At 62.7% G+C, this 19,874-nt stretch carries 15 protein-coding genes; 9 read left to right on the top strand and 6 right to left on the bottom strand.

Annotation, left to right across the window (positions count from 1 at the left end):
- Nucleotides 1–157: 157 nt before the first annotated feature.
- From rpsU to rpoD, 3 genes are all read left to right on the top strand, one after another.
- A complete protein-coding gene (gene rpsU / locus BOH68_RS15210; protein ID WP_024951433.1) occupies nt 158–373 on the top strand; it encodes a 30S ribosomal protein S21 in 216 nt (71 codons plus the stop codon).
- A 245-nt stretch (nt 374–618) separates the two neighbouring features.
- Nucleotides 619–2,673, top strand: a complete 2,055-nt coding sequence (gene dnaG, locus BOH68_RS15205) for a DNA primase (RefSeq protein WP_077378113.1) — start codon at nt 619–621, stop codon at nt 2,671–2,673.
- A 309-nt stretch (nt 2,674–2,982) separates the two neighbouring features.
- Nucleotides 2,983–4,821: an RNA polymerase sigma factor RpoD gene (gene rpoD, locus BOH68_RS15200; RefSeq protein ID WP_077378116.1), complete on the top strand. Its 1,839-nt coding sequence runs from the start codon at nt 2,983–2,985 to the stop codon at nt 4,819–4,821.
- A gap of 162 nt (nt 4,822–4,983) precedes the next feature.
- Here rpoD and BOH68_RS15195 read toward each other — a convergent pair whose 3' ends face one another.
- From BOH68_RS15195 to BOH68_RS15185, 3 genes are all read right to left on the bottom strand, one after another.
- On the bottom strand, nt 4,984–5,310 hold the full coding sequence (locus BOH68_RS15195) for a S24/S26 family peptidase (protein WP_077378119.1): 327 nt from the start codon (nt 5,308–5,310) through the stop codon (nt 4,984–4,986).
- 275 nt (nt 5,311–5,585) lie between these two features.
- The gene (locus tag BOH68_RS15190; protein WP_103751455.1) at nt 5,586–6,320 is read right to left on the bottom strand and encodes a hypothetical protein; all 735 of its coding nucleotides are present in this window, start codon (nt 6,318–6,320) and stop codon (nt 5,586–5,588) included.
- Nucleotides 6,321–6,467: 147 nt separating this feature from the next.
- Nucleotides 6,468–7,442: a LysR substrate-binding domain-containing protein gene (locus tag BOH68_RS15185; protein WP_077378122.1), complete on the bottom strand. Its 975-nt coding sequence runs from the start codon at nt 7,440–7,442 to the stop codon at nt 6,468–6,470.
- 216 nt (nt 7,443–7,658) lie between these two features.
- Here BOH68_RS15185 and BOH68_RS15180 point away from each other — a divergent pair, with 216 nt between their 5' ends.
- From BOH68_RS15180 to BOH68_RS15155, 6 genes are all read left to right on the top strand, one after another.
- On the top strand, nt 7,659–9,041 hold the full coding sequence (locus BOH68_RS15180; protein ID WP_077378125.1) for an L-serine ammonia-lyase: 1,383 nt from the start codon (nt 7,659–7,661) through the stop codon (nt 9,039–9,041).
- Nucleotides 9,042–9,519: 478 nt separating this feature from the next.
- Nucleotides 9,520–10,353, top strand: coding sequence for an ABC transporter ATP-binding protein (locus tag BOH68_RS15175; RefSeq protein WP_077378128.1), 834 nt, complete (start codon nt 9,520–9,522; stop codon nt 10,351–10,353).
- The gene (locus BOH68_RS15170; RefSeq protein ID WP_077378131.1) at nt 10,350–11,165 is read left to right on the top strand and encodes an ABC transporter ATP-binding protein; all 816 of its coding nucleotides are present in this window, start codon (nt 10,350–10,352) and stop codon (nt 11,163–11,165) included. The genes BOH68_RS15175 and BOH68_RS15170 overlap by 4 nt, the downstream gene beginning before the upstream one ends.
- Before the next feature lie 228 nt (nt 11,166–11,393).
- Nucleotides 11,394–12,575 (top strand): ABC transporter substrate-binding protein, encoded by a 1,182-nt coding sequence (locus BOH68_RS15165; RefSeq protein WP_103751461.1) that lies wholly within the window; start codon nt 11,394–11,396, stop codon nt 12,573–12,575.
- A gap of 107 nt (nt 12,576–12,682) precedes the next feature.
- Nucleotides 12,683–13,570: a branched-chain amino acid ABC transporter permease gene (locus BOH68_RS15160; RefSeq protein WP_077378138.1), complete on the top strand. Its 888-nt coding sequence runs from the start codon at nt 12,683–12,685 to the stop codon at nt 13,568–13,570.
- Between the two features lie 73 nt (nt 13,571–13,643).
- Nucleotides 13,644–14,573 (top strand): branched-chain amino acid ABC transporter permease, encoded by a 930-nt coding sequence (locus BOH68_RS15155; protein ID WP_219815839.1) that lies wholly within the window; start codon nt 13,644–13,646, stop codon nt 14,571–14,573.
- 462 nt (nt 14,574–15,035) lie between these two features.
- Here BOH68_RS15155 and nirD read toward each other — a convergent pair whose 3' ends face one another.
- Genes nirD through BOH68_RS15140 form a run of 3 tightly spaced genes read right to left on the bottom strand, consistent with a single transcriptional unit; the run spans nt 15,036 to nt 19,542 of the window.
- Nucleotides 15,036–15,482, bottom strand: coding sequence for a nitrite reductase small subunit NirD (nirD, locus tag BOH68_RS15150; RefSeq protein WP_077378144.1), 447 nt, complete (start codon nt 15,480–15,482; stop codon nt 15,036–15,038).
- Nucleotides 15,479–18,133, bottom strand: a complete 2,655-nt coding sequence (gene nirB, locus BOH68_RS15145) for a nitrite reductase large subunit NirB (protein WP_077378147.1) — start codon at nt 18,131–18,133, stop codon at nt 15,479–15,481. Before nirB ends, nirD begins: the two co-directional genes overlap by 4 nt.
- Nucleotides 18,130–19,542 (bottom strand): NAD(P)/FAD-dependent oxidoreductase, encoded by a 1,413-nt coding sequence (locus tag BOH68_RS15140; RefSeq protein ID WP_077378150.1) that lies wholly within the window; start codon nt 19,540–19,542, stop codon nt 18,130–18,132. The genes nirB and BOH68_RS15140 overlap by 4 nt, the downstream gene beginning before the upstream one ends.
- Between the last annotated feature and the right edge of the window lie 332 nt (nt 19,543–19,874).

Here is a 19,874-nt window from a genome sequence, read left to right as displayed (position 1 = left end):
GACGGCTACCCTCACCGGTGGTGTCGCAGGCGACTGATTGATGCTGGATCGACCTGCAGGTGGCGGTTTACCGTCGCTGGCTGGTGGCTCCTGAGGAGTGGCTGCACCGGATGTGCGTTCAAACCGAACTCATGATCTCAAGGTAGGTGAGTGTTTAATGCCTTCAGTTAAAGTACGTGACAACGAGCCGTTCGACGTCGCCCTGCGCCGTTTCAAGCGCTCCTGCGAAAAAGCCGGTGTTCTTTCCGAAGTGCGTCGTCGTGAGCACTACGAGAAGCCGACCGCTGTTCGCAAGCGTCAGCAGGCGGCCGCTGTAAAGCGCCACGCCAAGAAGGTTCAGCGTGAGCGCAAGCGTTTCGAGCGTCTCTACTGATCCGTACTTTTGGGGAGTGATCCACTGCTCTCTGGAAGGACACCAAGCGGCTGCCTCACGGTGGCCGCTTGTTTTTGTCTCTGGTGATCCGTTTGTTCCCGAGTCGTGTGTCAGTTCACTGCACACGTTGCTGTTTCTCGAGGGATGGCCTGACCCGAGCGCTGTCGTCGATGTGATCGCCCGTTGGCGTGATGTCGACTCACTGCGTTGGGGTCAGTCCGTTTTTCCATGACTTCTGGCGAACCATGGCTGGTCTCATCCCGCAAGGCTTCATAGACGATCTGCTGGCCCGTACCGATGTGGTCGAGGTGGTAGGTGAGCGTGTCCAGTTGAAGAAGGCTGGCAAGAGCTATGTCGGCCTGTGCCCCTTCCATCAGGAAAACTCTCCCTCGTTCAACGTCATTCCGGACAAGCAGTTCTATCACTGCTTCGGATGCGGGGCGAGCGGCAGTGCCCTCAAGTTTCTGATGGAATTCGATCGTCTGCCGTTTCCGGAAGCGGTCGAGCAGCTTGCCTCGCGTCTGGCGCTCGAGGTGCCCCGTGAAGGCGGCAATCAGAGCCCCCATGAACGTCGTGAGCGCCAGCGCCGCGAGCAGGCCCGTGAAGAGGGTGTCAATCTGCTTGAGGCGGCGGCTGACTTCTATCGCCAGCGCCTGACGGAACCTGCCGCACAGCCCGCCCGTGAGTATCTTGAGGGGCGTGGGCTGTCGCGTGAGGTGATGCGCGATTTCGGTATCGGCTTTGCGCCCCAGGGCTGGGAACATCTCAAGCACCATCTGAGCAAGCTGGGTGTCAGCGAAGAGGTGCAGATCGAGTACGGCCTGCTGATCCATCACGAGGAGAGTGGGCGGCGCTATGACCGCTTCCGCGATCGCGTGATGTTCCCGATCCGTGACTGGAAGGGGCGCACCATCGCCTTCGGTGGTCGCGTGATGGGCGATGCGAAACCCAAATACCTGAATTCCCCCGAGACGCCTGTCTTCCACAAGGGGCGTGAGCTCTACGGCCTGTATGAGGCCCGCGAGGCGAATCGCAAGCTTGAGCGCATGCTGATCGTCGAGGGCTACATGGACGTCGTGGCGCTGGCGCAGTATGGCATTCGCAATGCCTGCGCCACCCTGGGCACCGCGACCAGTGAGGAGCACCTCAAGCGCCTCTATCGGCTGGTCGATGAAGTGGTGTTCTGCTTCGACGGTGACAAGGCTGGCCGTCAGGCCGCGCGCCGGGCACTGGAGACGGTGCTGGACGTTATGATCGATGGCCGCCAGGCACGTTTCCTGTTCCTGCCTGAGGGTGAAGACCCGGATTCGCTGGTGCGCAGTGAAGGGCAGGAAGCCTTCGAGAAGCGGGTGACCTGCGCCTCGGGGCTCTCCGAATTCCTGTTCGAGCAGGCGGCGGAAGGGCGCGACCTCAAGCGCATGGAGCAGCTGGAGCGCTTCGTGACCCAGGCGCTGGAATGGATCTCCCGGGTGCCCGAGGGGGTGCTGCGTTCACTGCTGCTCAAGGAGCTGGAGCGCCGCAGTGGCCTGGAGCGTGAGCGGCTGGATGCCATGCTGGTGGAGCGTGCCGCGGCGCGTGATGCCCAGCAGGCGCGTCTCCGGCAGCATCAGCAGCTGCGCCAGTCGCACTCCGCCGCTCCGGCGGGGAATCGCCTGGAAGGTGGCAGTCTGAATGAACCGCAGGGTGGCGACTGGTCATCGCTGGATGCGATGGCAGATGCCGGCTTCGGTGAGCAGGATGCAGAGGGCTGGCAGCCGGAGGACTGGGCGCCACCCCCGGAGGCTGGTGGTGCCTCGGGTGGGCGGTCTCGTCCGGGCGCTGCCTCGCATGGCGCGGCGCGCAAGACGTCACCGCGTCACTCGGTCAGCATGCTGACGCGCCTGCTGCACCTTCTGGTGCATGAGCCGCAGCTGGTGGCGGAGCTGCCGGCCAGCGATGAATGGATCGAAGGCGCCGGCGAGCCGGCAGACAGTGAGGATGTCCGTCTGCTGGTCGAGGTGGTGAGATTGCTCAAGGCTGGCCAGTATCGTTCGCCTCAGGTGCTGCTGGCGCACTTTCTGGGCACTGCTCAGGGGCCGCGCCTCGAGCAGTTGGCCGCGCGTGAGCTGCTCATCCCGCGTGAAGTGCGCAGCGAGGAGCTGAAGGGGCTGGTGGAGCATTGCCAGCATCAGCTGGCGCGCACGTCACCCGAGGCGGAATACCAGGCCTTGCTGGCCAAGGAAAAGCAGGGCGAGAAGCTGTCGGCTGAGGAGAAGCAGCGGCTGATGGCCCTGCTGATGCAGCTGGCAACGCGGCGCTGAAGCTCACGGAGCCTTTCGGTGACCGCATGTGGGAGATGGGCCGTCCTCGCGGATGAAAAAGCGTTGGCTGACCTTGAAAGACGCTCTCACACACACTATCTAATGGGGTAGTTCCCGATGCGGACTGCCGCAACGTAACCGATAACGCTAACACACCTGGATGGTCCGGCAAATACGCCGCTGGCAGCATCTCCCGATGGCACGCTATACTGGTGCGCTTGATGCTCTCTTCGTCCCTAACCGGCGCTTACTCGCTGAGCAGCGTCGCGTCCAGGTGCTTCATTCTTCTTCGTCGAGATTAGGGGTTCTATGGCTGGTAATGCGCAGCAGCAGTCGCGTCTCAAGGAGTTGATCGCGCGCGGCAAGGAACAGGGTTACCTGACCTATGCCGAGGTCAACGATCACCTGCCCGAGGATATCGCTGATCCAGAACAGGTGGAAGACATCATCAGCATGATCAACGATATGGGCATCAAGGTCGCTGAAGAAGCGCCTGATGCCGATACCTTGATGATGTCTGATTCCTCCACTGACGAGTCCGCCGCCGAAGAAGCCGTCGCTGCTCTCGCCGCGGTGGAAAGCGATGTGGGACGCACGACCGACCCGGTCCGCATGTACATGCGTGAAATGGGTACCGTCGAACTCCTGACCCGTGAAGGCGAGATCAAGATCGCCAAGCGGATCGAGGAAGGCACGCGTGAGGTCATGTCGTCTCTGGCCTTCCTGCCGGGAGCGGTCGACTCCATTCTCGAAGCCTACGATGGCACGCTCGGCGAGGACGGCGGACGTCTGTCCGACCTGTTCTCCGGTTTCATCGATCCGGATGAAGGCGTACCGGGTGTCGCTGAAGTCGAGGTCGAGGAAGTCGAGGAAGTCGAGGAAGGCGAGGAGTCTGAAGGCGAGGACGACGACGAGGACGACTCCGCTTCCGAGGGTGGTCCGGACCCTGAGCTTGCACGCGTGCGCTTCGAGCAGATTCGCGAGCAGAATGATCTGACCAAGGCCGCCATCGAGAAGTACGGTTCAGGTTCTCCTGAGGCCAAGGCCGAGCAGGAGCGTCTTGCCGAGCTGTTCTCGCCGATCAAGCTGGTGCCCAAGCACTTCGAGCGCCTCGTCGGTCAGGTTCGCGTGTCCGTCGAGCAGGTGCGCGAGCAGGAAAAGGTCATCCTGCAGATCTTCGTCAAGCGCGGCAAGGTGCCTCGCAAGAGCTTCATCAAGGCCTTCCCGGGCCACGAGTCCGACATGGATTGGTTCGACAGCTTCATCGGCGGCAGCAAGAAGTACGCCGACAAGCTCGAGCCGTTCCGTGCCGACGTGCTGCGTGCCCAGCGCAAGATCGCCTTCGAGCAGGACATGGTCCAGCTGCCGGTCAGCGAGCTCAAGGAAGTCAATCGTCGCCTGTCGATCGGTGAAGCCAAGGCGCGGCGTGCCAAGAAGGAAATGGTCGAGGCCAACCTGCGTCTGGTCATCTCCATCGCCAAGAAGTACACCAATCGTGGCCTGCAGTTCCTGGATCTCATCCAGGAAGGCAACATCGGCCTGATGAAGGCCGTGGACAAGTTCGAGTACCGTCGTGGTTACAAGTTCTCGACCTACGCCACCTGGTGGATCCGTCAGGCGATCACGCGCTCCATCGCGGATCAGGCGCGCACCATCCGTATTCCGGTGCACATGATCGAGACCATCAACAAGCTGAACCGTGTCTCGCGTCAGATGCTGCAGGAAATGGGTCGCGAGCCGACGCCGGAAGAGCTGGGTGAACGCCTCGAGATGCCGGAAGACAAGGTGCGTCGCGTGCTCAAGATCGCCAAGGAGCCCATCTCCATGGAGACGCCGATCGGTGACGACGATGATTCGCACCTGGGTGACTTCATCGAGGACGGCACCATGGTCTCGCCGATCGACTCCGCCACCGGCGAAGGTCTGATCGAAGCGACCCGCGGCATCCTGTCCGGCCTGACCGCACGTGAAGCCAAGGTGCTGCGCATGCGTTTCGGTATCGACATGAACACCGACCACACCCTCGAGGAAGTCGGCAAGCAGTTCGATGTCACCCGTGAGCGTATCCGTCAGATCGAAGCGAAAGCGCTGCGCAAGCTGCGTCACCCGTCACGCTCCGAGTCACTGCGTTCCTTCATGGAAGAGTGATCTGAAGCGTTCGGAGCCACGGTTCAGCCGCTGGCCCCGCTGACAGCACAACGCCCGCCCCCATGCGAATGGGAGGCGGGCGTTGTCGTTTCTGGTCGCGAGTGAATGGCGTGGATGGCAGGCGGACATGATCGTCTTGCGATGCGCTGAGTGGTGGTGCCGTCAGGCTCCATGCCCCAGCTGATGCGAGGATGAGGTCGCGGCCACGCTGAAGATGACGCGTCCCTTGACGCACTGGCGGGACACCGGGCCCATCTGCTCACTGCTCAAGCCATCGGGGTGCTCTCCGTACAGCCAGAGGCGGCCGTGGTGGTCGATGCGATCTACATGCTTGATCAGCCGTCCCAGCGTCGGGTGTTCCACCACGATGGTGGTACCCGGTGCCAAGGGCCAGTGTCCAGGCCAGCGCATGCTGATGACCAGACTGTGCTGCGGGAGGCGGGGGGCAAGACTATGACCGTGCAGGCGGTAGCTGTTGAACCAGCGCATGTGAGGCTCCTTGAAGGTGAGGGCATGACACGGTCGGGGTCTTGTCGGTGTCTTTCCTGAGCAGTGGTGATAGTTGTAGGATATCCACTGCTTAGTAAAATATAATCATTCTCATTTGATGTCCAGGCATTCTCATCCCCGGACGGAGGGATGGTGCCGGGCAAGGGCCGAAAAAAAAGCCGCGGCTCATGGTGAGCAGCGGCTTCTTCGGTATCACGAACGTGCGGGATTCTCGGGGTTCCAGCGGCGCTGGAGAGGGACTCGAGCGATGTGCGTCAGAGTGCGGCGTCGAGTTCGCGCAGTCGGGCACGGCGCTGGCGACCCATGCGAATGGCCAGCAGCACGATTTCGGCCACGGCGATCGCCATCAAGGTGTAGCCGAACAGTTCGGTGACTTCCTCGGCAGCATTCTTGACCGAGCGCAGGTAGGCGCTGCCCATCAGGGTTTCCCAGAACTCCGAGCGACCATAGAGGCGCGAGAAGACATAGGTGGCCAGGAAGCCGGCGCCAAACAATCCGAAGGCGAAGCTGCGACCGAAGTGTTCGAACTCGGCCACGAAGCGGGTGCGATGGCGCCATACGCCGATGATGACCGGAATCGCGACCACGCTGACCAGGATCTGCCAGCTGCCATCACCGAGCATGCCATCGAGCATGGCGTCCTGTTCACGGATCAATGACGCTGCGAACAGGCCGAACAGCAGCAGGCTGACGGTGCGCAGATCCGGCAGGCGTGAATGTACCAGCCACATGGTGGCGGCACTCAGCGCCAGCAGGGTGCTCTGCATGTGTTCCGTCCAGCTGGCTTCGCTGAAGCCGACATCGCCGAAGTGATGGGCATCATGCATTACCAGCGACATCATCGCTGCCACCACGGGGGCATAGATGGCCAGGCGCAGGCAGGCCTGCATGAACAGCGAGGTCGGCTTGCGACCATAAAGAGGCTGTTCGGCGCTGATGGGCAGCGGGACGGTATGGTGGTGTCGTGTCTGTGAGGTCAGGCGAGACAAGGGACTCTCCGGACAGTCCATGGACTGCCTGTCAGGGTGAGGGTGTCGTTTGCCTGCTCATTATAACGATGCAAAGGTGGCGGGTTAATATTGCCTTAAGAAAACTGTGAGGTGCCATTTGAGCATCGATGTCGCGTCATCAATCACTCATCCCTGTCTCAGTCGGTCGCGCTCGGCCTCTTCGACGATCCAGTCATGCACGGCCTGGATACGGCCATCGTCCAGAGTGCCGTGGGGATGGACGATGACGTAACGCTTGCCGGTCAGCACGCGCTCCGCGAACGGGGCAATCAGGATGCCGCTGTTCAGTTCATGGGTGATCAGGGTGCGTCTTGCCATGGCGACGCCCATGCCGGCGATGGCCGCTTCCATCGAGAGATGATTGCGATTGAAGGTATAGCCACGCTGAACGTTGACCTCCGGTGCGCCGATGCTCGCCAGGTAGAATTCCCATTCGGCATGGTCGTGGCTGCCGCGCCACGCAGTAACGTCATGCAGGAGGGGGTACCAGGCGAGATCCTGAGCATTGCGCAGTGGGGGGCGGCCGCGCATCAGGCCGGGGTGGCAGACGGGGAAGATCTCTTCTTCCATCAGCTCCGTGACCTGCATGCCGGGGTAGTGGCCATCGTTGAGGTCGACCGCCAGCTCGAAATCCCCCTCGCGCAAGGGTGAGTCACTGTCCTCGGCACGTACGTGCAGCTCGATGTCCGGGAAGCGTGCCTGCAGGCGGGGCAGGCGTGGTGCCAGCCATTTCGAGAGGAAAGACGGCACCGAGCGCAAGCGCAGCACGCCGCTCATCAGGCCGCTGCGCAGCCGCTTGACCTCCAGCCCCACTGCGCCGTAGGACTGCTCCACCACGCGTGCCAGACGCGCACCTTCCCCCGTCAGTTCCAGCCCGCGTGAACGGCGTAGAAACAGCTTGAAGCCCAGCCGCTCCTCCAGTTGCTTGATCTGCTGGCTGACTGCACCCGTGGTGACATGCAGTTCCTCGGCGGCACGCGTGAAGGAGGCGTGGCGCGCCGCGCAGGCGAATACCTGAAGCCAGGCGTGGGTCTGGCCATTGAGATGGCGTGGGCTGATGGGGTGAGGCGTGGCGAGTGGCGAGTCGGAGGGCTTGGGCATGCTGGAACTCGTGCTGGCAAGAGACGACAGATGGATGCTGACTGAACAGGGATGACGCTTATGACACAGTCTACGCCGTTTTTGTCTCGTATGGTTTAGTAAAACTAAAGCCATGGGCAATTTTTATGGTTTGTGACTGTGGTCCCCCTCCCTCATCATGGCGTCATTCACTCGCACGGCCACTGGCTCGGCGGGAACTCGAGATGAGGTGTCGTCATGTCCATCAGCGTATTTGATCTCTTCAAGGTCGGTGTCGGTCCGTCCAGCTCGCATACCGTGGGCCCGATGCGCGCTGCCGCACAATTCGTGGAAACGCTGCGCGCAAGGGATCTGCTCGAGCGTGTGGCGCGCATCGAGGTGCAGCTGCATGGCTCGCTGTCCGCGACCGGTGTCGGGCATGGCACCGACAAGGCTGCCATCCTCGGGTTGATGGGCGAGCTGCCCGAGACCATCGACCCGACCATCATCGAGCCCTGCGTCGAGGAGCTGCTGGAATCCCAGACGCTGCTGCTCGACAACCGCATCGCGGTGCCCTTCGTGTGGGTGCGCGACATGCAGTGGCACGACGAGCCCTTGCCCTATCACCCGAATGCCATGCGTCTGGTGGCGCATGGCTACCGTGAGGAGCTGTACCGCAATGTCTACTACTCGGTAGGCGGCGGCTTCGTGGTCGATGAGGTGGAAGCGGCGCGTGATCCGTTGCTGGAAGACGAAACCCTGCGCCTTCCCTATGAGTTCAATACCGCCAATGAGCTGCTGGCGCTGTGTCGCATGCACAAGATGCGCATCAGTGAGCTGATGATGGCCAATGAGTGCTCGTTGCGCAGCGAAGCTCAGGTGCGTCGCGGTCTGTGGCGCATCTGGGAGGTGATGAACGAATGCATCGACAACGGCCTCAGCCATGAGGGCATTCTGCCCGGTGGGCTCAACGTCAAGCGGCGTGCCAAGCGGCTACACGCGCGTCTTCTGGATGTGGAATCCAGCAAGTCGATCATCACCTCGACCTTCTCGGCGATGGATTGGGTCAACCTGTTCGCGCTGGCGGTCAATGAAGAGAATGCCGCTGGTGGTCGCATGGTCACCGCGCCGACCAATGGCGCGGCGGGCATCATTCCGGCGGTGCTCAGCTATTACATGAAATTCCAGGAGGATGCGCGCGAGGAGGATGTGGTCGACTTCCTGCTCACGGCGGCCTCGGTGGGCATCCTGTGCAAGAAGAACGCGTCCATCTCCGGAGCGGAAGTCGGCTGTCAGGGCGAGGTGGGCTCCGCCTGCGCGATGGCGGCGGCCGGCCTTGCCGAGCTGATGGGCGCGACGCCGGAGCAGGTCGAGAACGCCGCGGAAATCGGTCTCGAGCATAACCTGGGGCTGACCTGTGACCCGATCGGCGGCCTGGTGCAGATTCCCTGCATCGAGCGCAATGCGATTGCCTCGGTCAAGGCGATCAACGCCGCCCAGATGGCGATGTGTGGCGATGGGGATCATTTCGTCTCGCTGGACAAGGCGATCCGCACCATGCGCGACACCGGCCGCGACATGCAGGACAAGTACAAGGAAACCTCCAAGGGCGGGCTCGCCGTCAACGCCATCGAGTGCTGATGCGGCTCCCTGTTCCGACGCTCTCTTTTCTCTTCTGAAGTCTTGCCATCTTCGGAGGCTAACGCATGGTCTCCGGCCAGAGATCATGTGCTCGGCAACCCTCATTGACGCCTCTCGGCACGGATTTCCGTGACCGGGATGGCGTCTTTTTTGTGCGTCTCTTTCACCGACCGTCACCACCCGACGCCTGATATCTGGCAAGGAATCGTCCCCTTGCGCGTGCCCTGGCGGCAATCACCTGCCGCTGGCATCGCCATGCCCGATATTTCGCGCCTGTCGATGATCAAGCAGAAACTGATATATCGGCTATTGGTCGAGTGACGTGGGATGAGGCTGGCAGCGTGAGTGGCAGTGTTCTAGTTTACGTTAACGTTAATTGCGCTAAGTGCAACGCCCCTGTCGGGCGGCGCCAGCGCCACTTCACTCAGCCTTGTCGCACAGACACTGCCGGCTTGCCGGACAGGGACGGAGACCCGACATGCCATCACCTCCCATTCAGGGACCGCGCGCCAGTGGAGGTGCCTCTGCCACGGCGCCCATTCTCGAGACACGTGGCCTGAGCAAGGGTTTTCGTGGTTTCACCGCCGTCGATGATGTCGATCTGCAGATTCAGGAAGGCCACATCCATGCGCTCATCGGACCGAATGGCGCAGGCAAGACCACGGTCTTCAACCTGCTGACCCGGTTCCTGCCCGCGACCCGTGGCGAGATTCTCTATCGTGGCAAGTCGATCACCCGCATGCGCTCGCATGAGATCGCGCGTCTCGGGCTGGTGCGTTCCTTCCAGATATCCGCGGTCTTCGCGCAGATGACGGTGCTCGAGAATGTGCGGGTGGCACTGCAGCGCTCACAGGGCACCTCGTTTCACTTCTGGAAGTCCGAGCGCAGCCTCGACAGCCTCAATGAGCAGGCGCTGCATCTGCTGGAAGAGGTGGGGCTGCGCGAGGACGCCAACCGAGTGACGGCCAGTCTGCCCTATGGCCGCAAGCGTGCGCTGGAGCTCGCCACCACGCTGGCACTGGAGCCGACGGTGATGCTGCTGGATGAACCGACCCAGGGCATGGGCGCCGAGGATGTAGACCGTGTGGTCGAGCTGATTCGCGTCGCGGCACGTGGGCGCACGGTGCTGATGGTCGAGCACAACCTGAGCGTGGTCAGTCGTCTGTGTGACCGCATCAGTGTGCTGGCGCGCGGACGCGTGCTGGCGGAAGGCGACTACGCCAGCGTATCGGCCGACCCCGAGGTGCGCGAGGCGTATCTGGGCAGCGAGGTGACCGATGTCACAGCGGATCAGCGCGAGGAAGTTTCATGACCGAGATTCTGGAAAGCCCGGCCAAGCGTCAGGCCTCTGCGAGTGACTCCGCCACGCCGCAAGAGCAGCTCTGTCTGCGCGAGCTGAACGCCTGGTATGGCGAGTCCCATGTGCTGCATGGCGTCAACATGACGGTGCGGCGCGGCGAGCTGGTGACCTTGCTGGGTCGCAATGGTGCCGGCCGCAGCAGCACGCTGCGCGCGATCATGAACATGGTCGGCCGGCGCAGTGGCGGGATCTTTCTCAAGGGTCGCGACACCATGAAGCTGGCCCCGCATCACATCGCCCATCTCGGTGTGGGCTACTGCCCCGAGGAGCGTGGCATCTTCTCGAGTCTGAGCGTCGAGGAAAACCTGCTGTTGCCACCGATGGTCAAGGGCGCAGGGCATGGCCAGAGCCAGAGCCAGCGTCAAGGTCAGGGTCAGGGTCAGAATCAGGGCATGTCGCTGGATGAGCTCTACGCGCTGTTTCCCAATCTGCATGAGCGGCGCAACAGCCAGGGCACGCGCCTCTCCGGTGGCGAGCAGCAGATGCTGGCGCTGGCGCGCATCCTGAGAACCGGGGCCGACCTGCTGTTGCTGGATGAGATCACCGAGGGTCTCGCGCCGGTCATCAATCAGAAGCTGGGTGAGGTGCTGATGCTGCTGAAGGCGCGCGGCATGACCATCGTGCTGGTCGAGCAGAATTTCCGCTTTGCCGCACCACTGGCCGACCGCCATTACCTGATGGAGCACGGCACCATTCTTGAGGAGATCTCCGCCGCTGAGCTGCCGGCACGCCACGAATATCTGCACAAGGTACTGGGGGTCTGAACTCCCGGTCGGGCTGAGCTGCACCGGGCTTGCCGCCATGCACCGCCGTTGCGCTCGCCAATCTGAAGTCCGTACGTCTCACCACAACAATCACAATATTGCCGGGTAAACCGGTCTGGAGATGTCATGCACGCCACCGTTTCATCCAACGCCACCCCTGTCGCATCACCGTTGTCACGCCGCATCACGGCGGCCACACGCCGGCGCCTGTGGCCGCTGTCCGCGCTCATGATGGGGTCACTGCTGTCGGCGGGAATCGCGCAGGCCGATATCAGTGACGGCGTGATCAAGATCGGCTATCTGGCCGACATGTCGGGTACCTATCGTGACCTGGCAGGCCCGGGCGGCCTGGATGCGCTCAAGATGGCGGTCGAGGACTTCGGCGGCAGCGTCAACGGCATGCCGATCGAGGTATTGAGTGCCGATGACCGCAACAGCGCCGATGTCGGTGCCAATACGGTGCGCGGCTGGATCGATCAGCAGAATGTCGACATGGTCGCAGGCCTGGTGGCCTCATCGGTAAGTATCGCGGTGACGCGGATTCTCGCCGAACAGGACACGCTGGGAATCGTCTCCGGCTCGGCGGCCTCCAGCATCACCAATGAGCATTGCACGCCCAATCATGTCCACTGGGTGTATGACACCTATCCGCTGGCGCACGGCACGGCCAAGGCCATCGTCGATGAAGGCGGCGACAGCTGGTTCCTGCTGACTGCGGATTATGCCTTCGGTCATGCCCTGGAAGGGGATGTGGAAAAGGTGGTGACCGAGAACGGCGGGAGCATCGTCGGCAAGGTGCGTCATCCGTTCCCGACCAGTGATTTCTCCTCCTACATCCTGCAGGCGCAGGGTTCCGGCGCCAAGATCGTCGGGCTGGCCAACGCCGGGGCGGACACCGTCAATGCGTTGACCACGGCGAGTCAGTTCGGCGTGGTGCAGTCGGGGCAGTCGCTGGCCGGGCTGTTGATCTTCCTCAACGACGTGCACGCGCTGGGGCTTGAGGTCGCGCAGGGGCTGCAGCTCACCACCGGCTGGTACTGGGACCTCAATGACGAGACGCGTGCCTGGTCCCAGCGCTATCACGAGCGCAATGCGCGCATGCCGACCATGGTCCAGGCCGGCATCTACTCAAGCACCCTGCATTACCTGAATGCGGTGGCAGCCACCGGCAGTGATGACACCGCCACCGTACGGGCGAAGATGGGCGAGACGCCGGTCAATGACATGTTCGCCAACAACGGCACCATCCGTGCCGATGGGCGCATGGTGCACGACATGTACCTGGTCAAGGTCAAGACGCCCGCCGAGTCCCAAGGCGAGTGGGACGTCTATGACGTGATCCGCACCATTCCCGGCGCTGAGGCCTACCGACCGCTGGCGGACAGCCAGTGCGAGCTGGTCAAGGGCTGAAGCCGAACGTCAGTCGAGTCGCTGAGACGTATGGCATGGCGCTGCTGATCACGGGATCGGCAGCGCCGAACGGCTGACGCAAGTGGGCGCTGAAAAGGACTGAGCGGATGACGATGATTCTTGGAATACCCCTGATGGTGCTGTTCGGTCAGCTGATGCTGGGGCTGATCAACGGTGCCTTCTATGCATTGCTGAGTCTTGGGCTGGCGGTGATCTTCGGTCTGTTGCGCATCATCAACTTCGCGCATGGTGCCCAGTACATGCTGGGCGCCTTCGCGGCGCTGCTGGGAGCGCAATATCTGGGGCTCAACTACTGGACGGCGCTGATCGTGGTGCCGCTGGTGGTGGGTGCGCTGGGCATTGTTGTCGAGCGCTTCCTGCTGCGCCGCATCCAGCATCTTGATCACCTCTATGGCCTGCTGCTGACCTTCGGTCTAGCGCTGATCCTCGAGGGCACGCTGGTGAATCTGTTCGGTGTCTCGGGGTCGAGCTACCCGATTCCCGAGGCGCTGAGTGGCGGCTTCAAGCTGAGCTTCATGTTCCTGCCCACCTATCGCGCCTGGGTGCTGGTGGCGGCACTGGTGGTCTGCTTCGGAGTCTGGTTCCTGATCGAGCGCACGCGTCTCGGTGCCTATCTGCGCGCGGGAACCGAGAATCCTGAGCTGGTGCAGGCCTTCGGCATCAATGTGCCCTTGATGGTGTCACTGACCTACGGACTGGGCGTGGCGCTGGCCGCCTTCGCCGGCGTGCTGGCCGCACCCTTGTATCCCGTCTCGCCGACCATGGGCTCGAGCCTGCTGATCGTGGTGTTCGCGGTGGTGGTCATCGGTGGAATGGGCTCGATTCTCGGTGCCATCCTCACCGGGCTCGCGATGGGGCTGATCGAGGGGCTGACCAAGGTGTTCTATCCCGAGGCCGCCAATACCGTGATCTTCGTGGTGATGGTGATGGTCTTGATGCTTCGCCCCGCCGGGCTGTTCGGAAAGGAGGCCTGACATGGCCGTACTGCAACAGGACCACCAGGCCGCGCGTGCAGGCAGCGCGCCGCGCAGAATCACCCCGCTGGGCATGCTGTATCTCGTGCTGTTCCTGCTCGGGTTGCTGGCGCCCTGGGTCGCCTATCCCGTCTTTCTGATGAAGATTCTGTGCTTCGCGCTGTTCGCGAGCGCCTTCAATCTGCTGCTCGGCTTCGTGGGGCTGCTGTCCTTCGGGCATGCCGCCTTCCTGGCCACGGGCGCCTATATCACCGGCTTTCTGCTCGCGGAGTATCCGGGCCTGAGCCCCGCGCTGGGCATCGTGGCCGGCACCTTGGGGGCCGTGGTGCTCGGCACGCTGTTCGGCGCGCTGGCCATTCGGCGGCAGGGCATCTACTTCGCGATGATCACGCTGGCCCTGGCACAGATGATGTTCTTCTTCTTCATCCAGGCGCCGTTCACCCATGGGGAAGATGGCCTGCATGGCGTGCCGCGCGGTGAGCTGTTCGGCGTGTTCGATCTGGCGGACAACCACACGCTCTATTACGTCGTGTTCGCGATCTTCGTGGCGGCCTTTGCCCTGATCCGCCGTGTGGTGCATTCCCCCTTCGGTCAGGTGCTGAAGGCGATTCGCGAGAACGAGCCGCGTGCCATCTCGCTGGGCTATCACACCGATGCCTACAAGCTGGTCGCCTTCGTGCTGTCGGCGGGGCTGGCGGGCCTTGCGGGAGCGACCAAGACGCTGGTGTTCCAGCTCGCCTCGCTGGGCGATGCCAGCTGGCACATGTCGGGGGAGGTGATCCTGATGACATTGCTGGGCGGCGTCGGCACGCTGCTCGGGCCGCTGGTGGGTTCCGGGCTGGTCATCGGGCTTCAGCATCAGCTGGCGCAGTCCGCGCTGGGGGATTGGGTCAGCGTGATACTGGGCGCCATCTTCGTGATCTGCGTGCTCAGCTTCCGCAGTGGCATCATCGGTGAATGCCAACGCTGGATCGCGCGTCGTCAGCAGCGGGAAGAAAAATGAGCGGCGAGGGTAGGGATGAGAAGCGAGGTCAGCAAGAAGGTGCGGGTGGCGCGTTTTACTCTTAAGCAAAGAAAATCAATGGCTTGCCGATGACTTCAGGCATAAAAAAAGTCCACCCAAGTGGGTGGACTTAAATGCCATTGTATATCGAGGGGGATACGCCGGTCCCGGATCCTCGACTCAGCAATGAGCACGCCATGCGAGATAGCCGCCATTTGCCATCTCGCTTTATAGATTGCATACCTGGTGCCAGCTTTCTAGCAAGTCATTCAAAAACAATAGCTTGAGTGTTTTCTCTTCGCCAGATGCCTGCCAGGTAGCGGTCAGGCGAGTCGAGGCGTGCGCATTGCCGGGCGGATCATGGTGCGTTGCAGCATGGTTGTGCACCAAATATGTGCCATTTTTCGAGCATATCCGTACGTCATCAATAGCTTATGTGCTTTTCAGGCATCGGCCTGTCCGCTAGCACTGTATCTGCACGGCATCCCCCTCGAGGCGAACCGGCCACACCTGAAGCGAGAGCGTCTCGTCATCCAGGCATTGGCCATCTTTGAGTCGATAGCGCTGCTTGTAGAGCGGCGAGATCACCAGTGGCTCACCGGCATGATCGCCCAGCAGACCGCGGGCGATCACGTTGGCGCCGGATACCGGATCATGATGGTCGATGGCGAACAGCGTGAGGGCGTCGCTGTCCGCGCTGGAGGGTAGCGTGAACAGCGCGATCTGGAAGTCCTGGCCGGCCTGTTCCAGCCAGGCGGCCACCCCGGAGCCCGGCACCAGGTCCCCGCGCTGACAGAGTGTCACCCAGCGAAGTGGCGACTCCTCCTTGGTTGAGGTGTCAGGTGCCGTGTCCTGTGCCGTGTGGCACGCTGTGGAGAGCGGTGTGGAAGCGAGTGCAGGCGATGTCATGAGCGCACCTCCGTGGCCAGGTTGGCCGTCAGTTCTGTTGCCAGGCTGATGCCTGAGTCCGTTCCCTCATCGAGAGAGCCGCCGTCACTGGTGATCAGCTCGCCGCGGCTTGCCGGGCGTATCTGGTCACGCTCGATGATGTTGACCACGGCCGGGTCGGGTCGCTGGTCATTCACGTAGTGGCGGAAGCGCTTGAGCTTCTCGGGACTCTTGAGGGCATTGGCCCATTCGCACTCGTAGCGGTCCACCACCTGTTGCATCTGCTCCTCGAGGGTCTCGCCAAGCCCCAGACTGTCCTCGAGAATCACCTCCTTCAGATAGTCGAGCCCGCCTTCGAGGCCCTCGCGCCAGACAGAGGTGCGCTGCAGGCGATCGGCGGTGCGAATGTAGAACATCAGGAAGCGGTCGATGGTGCGGATCAGTGTCTCGTCATCCAGATCGGTCGCGAACAGCTCGGCGTGACGCGGGCGCATGCCGCCGTTGCCGCAGACGTAGAGGTTCCAGCCGTTCTCGGTGGCGATCACGCCGACATCCTTGCTCTGGGCCTCGGCGCATTCACGGGTACAGCCGGAGACGGCGAACTTGAGCTTGTGCGGTGAACGCAGGCCCTTGTAGCGGTCTTCCAGCGTCAGCGCCATCGCCATGCTGTCCTGCACGCCATAGCGACACCAGGTGCTGCCGATGCAGGATTTCACCGTGCGGGTGGACTTGCCGTAGGCGTGGCCGGTCTCGAAGCCGGCGGCGATCAATTCACCCCAGATATCCGGCAGTTCATGCAGCTGGGCGCCGAAGAGGTCGATGCGTTGCCCGCCGGTGATCTTGGTATAGAGGTTGTAGCGCTTGCCGATCTCGCCGATGGCGATCAGCTTGTCCGGCGTGATCTCGCCGCCGGGAATGCGTGGCACCACGGAGTAGGTGCCGTTCTTCTGCATGTTGGCCATGAAGGTGTCATTGGTGTCCTGCAGCGGAATGTGCGAGGCCTCGGTGATCGGCGCATTCCAGCACGAGGCCAGAATCGAGCCCACCGCGGGCTTGCAGACCTCACAGCCCAGGGCATCGGGATGGCGACCGTGGCTGGCCATCAGCTCGGCGAAAGTCTGGATGCCTTCGACGCGCACCAGCGAGTAGAGCTCCTGACGGGTATGCGCGAAGTGCTCGCACAGCGAGCGATCGACCTCGACGCCACGACTTTCCAGCTCGGCATCCACCACCTTCTTGAGCAGCGCCGCACAGCCCCCGCAGCCGGTACTGGCCTTGGTGCAGGCCTTGATGGCGCCCAGATCGCTGTTGCCGGCGTCGATGGCGCTGCACACATCTCCCTTGGAAACGTTGTGGCAGGAGCACAGGGTGGCGCTGTCAGGCAGGGCATCCGCGCCCAGGGTGATGGACTCGCCACTGGCATCCGGCAGGATCAGTGCCGCCGGGTCCTTGGGCGCCGCGATGCCATTGGTGACGTACTGCAGCAGGGTGTCGTAGCGCGAGTTGTCACCGATCAGCACCGCGCCCAGTACCTGCTTGCGGTCCTGCGAGACGACAAGGCGTCGATAGACGCCGTCGGCCTCGTCACAGTAACGATAGCTGATCGCGCCTTCGCTCTTGCCGTGGGCGTCACCGATGGAGCCGACATCCACCCCCAGCAGCTTGAGCTTGGTGGACATGTCGGCGCCCTGGAAGCGGAAGCGCTCCTGCGCATCGCTTGTGGCATCGCCTGTGCTGGCGGCCAGCAGGGACGCCACGCCGCGTGCCATCTGATAGCCGGGCGCGACCAGCCCGAAGATGCGCGATTGCCACAGGGCGCACTCGCCGATGGCGAAGATTTCCGGGTCCGAGGTGCGGCATTCGTCATCGATGATGATGCCGCCGCGCTCGCCGATCTCGAGGCTGGCGCTACGTGCCAGTGCATCCTGAGGACGGATGCCGGCGGAGAAGACGATCAGATCCGCTTCCAGATGCTCACCGTCGGAGAAATTCATCCGCCACTGGTACTCCTCGCCGGGCACGATGTCGGTGGTGGCGCGATTGAGGTGCACTCCCACGCCCAGCGCAGTGATGTGTTGCTTGAGTGCCAGGCCGCCATCCTCATCCAGCTGCACCGGCATCAGGCGCGGCGCGAATTCGACCACATGCGCCTCCAGACCGAGTGACTTGAGGGCGTTGGCGGCCTCAAGTCCCAGCAGGCCGCCACCGACCACCACGCCACGCGTCTTGCCGTCGGCAGCGGCGCGTATCTGGTCGAGGTCTTCCAGGGTGCGGTAGACCAGCCGATTGCTGGCGGCAGCCTCGCTGCCTGGCTCGCCAAGGCCCTGGATGGGCGGCACGAAAGGCGTGGAGCCGGTGGCCAGCACCAGGCTGTCGTAGGGATAGCGCCCTTGGGGAGTGATGACATGGCCGCCGTCGCGATCGATCGCCGTGACGCACTCGTCGAGGTGCAGCGTGATACCGGCGCTGGCGTAATCCTCCACGCTGCCGAGCGCGAGAGAATCGGCATCGCGTCCGGTGAAGTACTCCGAGAGATGTACGCGGTCGTAGGCGATGTGGCGCTCTTCGCCGAAGACATGAATCTGGTAGTGCGCGGTGGCGCCCAGCGCGATCAGCTGCTCGACGCAATGATGGCCTACCATGCCATTGCCGATGATGATCAGGTGTTTCATGCGGCCTCCTCGAAGGTGTCAGGGGTGGTGTCGCGATCAGGATGTTGAGATGCAGTGTTCTGGTGGGTCGCTCTGCCGCCGGGGTCATTCGGTGGGCCAGAGGGTGTCTCGTCCAGTTGTGCCAGCGCTTGTGCGGGCATGAGCAGCAGGTCGTCACGAATCGCTGTCAGTGGCGTGCCTGCCTTGAGGGCTTCGAACAGCGCGTTGCCGGCACTGACATCGCCGTAGAGCACCACCCCGACCAGACGCTCATCGCGCAGCAGCAGGCGGCGATAGTCACCCAGGGCGTGGTCCTGATAGACCAGCACCTCGTCAGTGGGATGTGGCATCAGCTCGCCGCAGCTGTAGAGGTCGATACCGCTGACCTTGAGACGCGTCGCCAGGGGGGCATTGCGATAGGGCGGGGTCGCTTGCTCAAGAAGATGGCGTGCGAGCACCTCGATCTGTGCCCAGATGGGCTCGATCAGACCGAAGGTCTCGCCCTCCACCTCACAGCATTCGCCCAGCGCGTGAATGTGCGGATCGCTCGTGAGCAGGTGGCCATCGACCTGGACAGCGCGCTGGCAGGCCAGGCCGGCAGCACGCGCAAGCGTGATCTCGGGGCGGATGCCAGTGGCGGCGATGGTCAGTCCGGCGTGCAGTTCACGGCCATCCTTGAGACGCACGCCAGTGATGCGGCCCTCCGGCGTCTCGAGCCATTGCTCAAGATGCGCGTCGGTGATGATCTCGAGACCGCGCTCGCTCAGCTCCTGCTCCAGCAAGCCAGCGGCCACGTCATCCAGCTGACGGTTCATCAGGCGCTCGCTGCGCTGTAGTAGCGTCACCTCAAGGCCACCCTTGCGCAGGCCCTCGGCGGCTTCGAGCCCCAGCAGGCCGCCGCCGATCACCAGGGCATTGCCGTCGTGACCGGCTCTGGTGCGACAGGCGGCCTGCATCTGCTCGACATCCCTGAGGTCACGAAAGCCCATCAGTCCCGGTGGCCAGTCGTTGGCATCGAGTGCCTGAGGCAGGTGAGCGGGGAGCGGCAGTGGCAGCGCCGGGCGTGACCCCGTGGCGATCACCAGACGCTGATAGGGAATGCGGCGACCGCTGGCGGTCTCGACACAGCGGGCGGCGCGGTCGATCTGACAGGCGGGATCACCGCTGATCCGTGTGATGCCATGCAGCGAGAACCAGTCGGCCTGCTGGCTGATCAGGTCATCGGCTTGCGTCTCGCCCGCCAATAGTGGGGAGAGCTGAATGCGGTTGTAGGGCAGGTGAGGCTCTTCACCGATCACCGTGACTGCCCAGGGGAGCTGGCGATCAGGTGACAGCGCGACCAGTTGCTCCAGCAGCTTCTGCGCCGCCATGCCATGACCGATGATGATCAGGGACGGGGTCGTGTCGCCGGTGGAAGATGACGGATGCATGCTGCCTCCTTGCGTTGGGATATCGAGTGCAAAAAAAAAGCGCCTGCTTGCCGCCGTGAAGTTCACGACGTCAAGCAGGCGCCTTTGCCTGGAAGATGAGGGCTAAGCATTGGATAGCGAGTTGCAGTGCTGCGCGACGATACGGCTGTCACTCGGGACTGCGGCAGGTCTGACGGACCGTTGGCTGCCGTGCATCCACATGGATGCGCGGCGAGACCTGCGATTCGGGGTCGTCATTGACCCAACCTGTCAGGAATACAGCGAATTTGGTGCCGCCTGACGAAAAACCACCAACTTTCATTGGTTTGTGAGTATTTCGATGTCGAGGGTCA

The sequence above is a fragment of the Cobetia sp. MM1IDA2H-1 genome (genome assembly GCF_002916775.2).
Taxonomy (GTDB): domain Bacteria; phylum Pseudomonadota; class Gammaproteobacteria; order Pseudomonadales; family Halomonadaceae; genus Cobetia; species Cobetia marina.
This window is presented reverse-complemented; position numbering and strand designations above follow the sequence as displayed.

Coding starts and splice junctions, on each gene's coding strand:
- BOH68_RS15175 (WP_077378128.1), top strand. CDS start 9,520: ATGCCATCACCTCCCATTCAGGGACCGCGCGCCAGTGGAGGTGCCTCT.
- dnaG (WP_077378113.1), top strand. CDS start 619: ATGGCTGGTCTCATCCCGCAAGGCTTCATAGACGATCTGCTGGCCCGT.
- BOH68_RS15140 (WP_077378150.1), bottom strand. CDS start 19,542: ATGCATCCGTCATCTTCCACCGGCGACACGACCCCGTCCCTGATCATC.
- rpoD (WP_077378116.1), top strand. CDS start 2,983: ATGGCTGGTAATGCGCAGCAGCAGTCGCGTCTCAAGGAGTTGATCGCG.
- nirD (WP_077378144.1), bottom strand. CDS start 15,482: ATGACATCGCCTGCACTCGCTTCCACACCGCTCTCCACAGCGTGCCAC.
- nirB (WP_077378147.1), bottom strand. CDS start 18,133: ATGAAACACCTGATCATCATCGGCAATGGCATGGTAGGCCATCATTGC.
- rpsU (WP_024951433.1), top strand. CDS start 158: ATGCCTTCAGTTAAAGTACGTGACAACGAGCCGTTCGACGTCGCCCTG.
- BOH68_RS15195 (WP_077378119.1), bottom strand. CDS start 5,310: ATGCGCTGGTTCAACAGCTACCGCCTGCACGGTCATAGTCTTGCCCCC.
- BOH68_RS15170 (WP_077378131.1), top strand. CDS start 10,350: ATGACCGAGATTCTGGAAAGCCCGGCCAAGCGTCAGGCCTCTGCGAGT.
- BOH68_RS15155 (WP_219815839.1), top strand. CDS start 13,644: ATGCTGTATCTCGTGCTGTTCCTGCTCGGGTTGCTGGCGCCCTGGGTC.
- BOH68_RS15165 (WP_103751461.1), top strand. CDS start 11,394: ATGATGGGGTCACTGCTGTCGGCGGGAATCGCGCAGGCCGATATCAGT.
- BOH68_RS15160 (WP_077378138.1), top strand. CDS start 12,683: ATGACGATGATTCTTGGAATACCCCTGATGGTGCTGTTCGGTCAGCTG.
- BOH68_RS15185 (WP_077378122.1), bottom strand. CDS start 7,442: ATGCCCAAGCCCTCCGACTCGCCACTCGCCACGCCTCACCCCATCAGC.
- BOH68_RS15180 (WP_077378125.1), top strand. CDS start 7,659: ATGTCCATCAGCGTATTTGATCTCTTCAAGGTCGGTGTCGGTCCGTCC.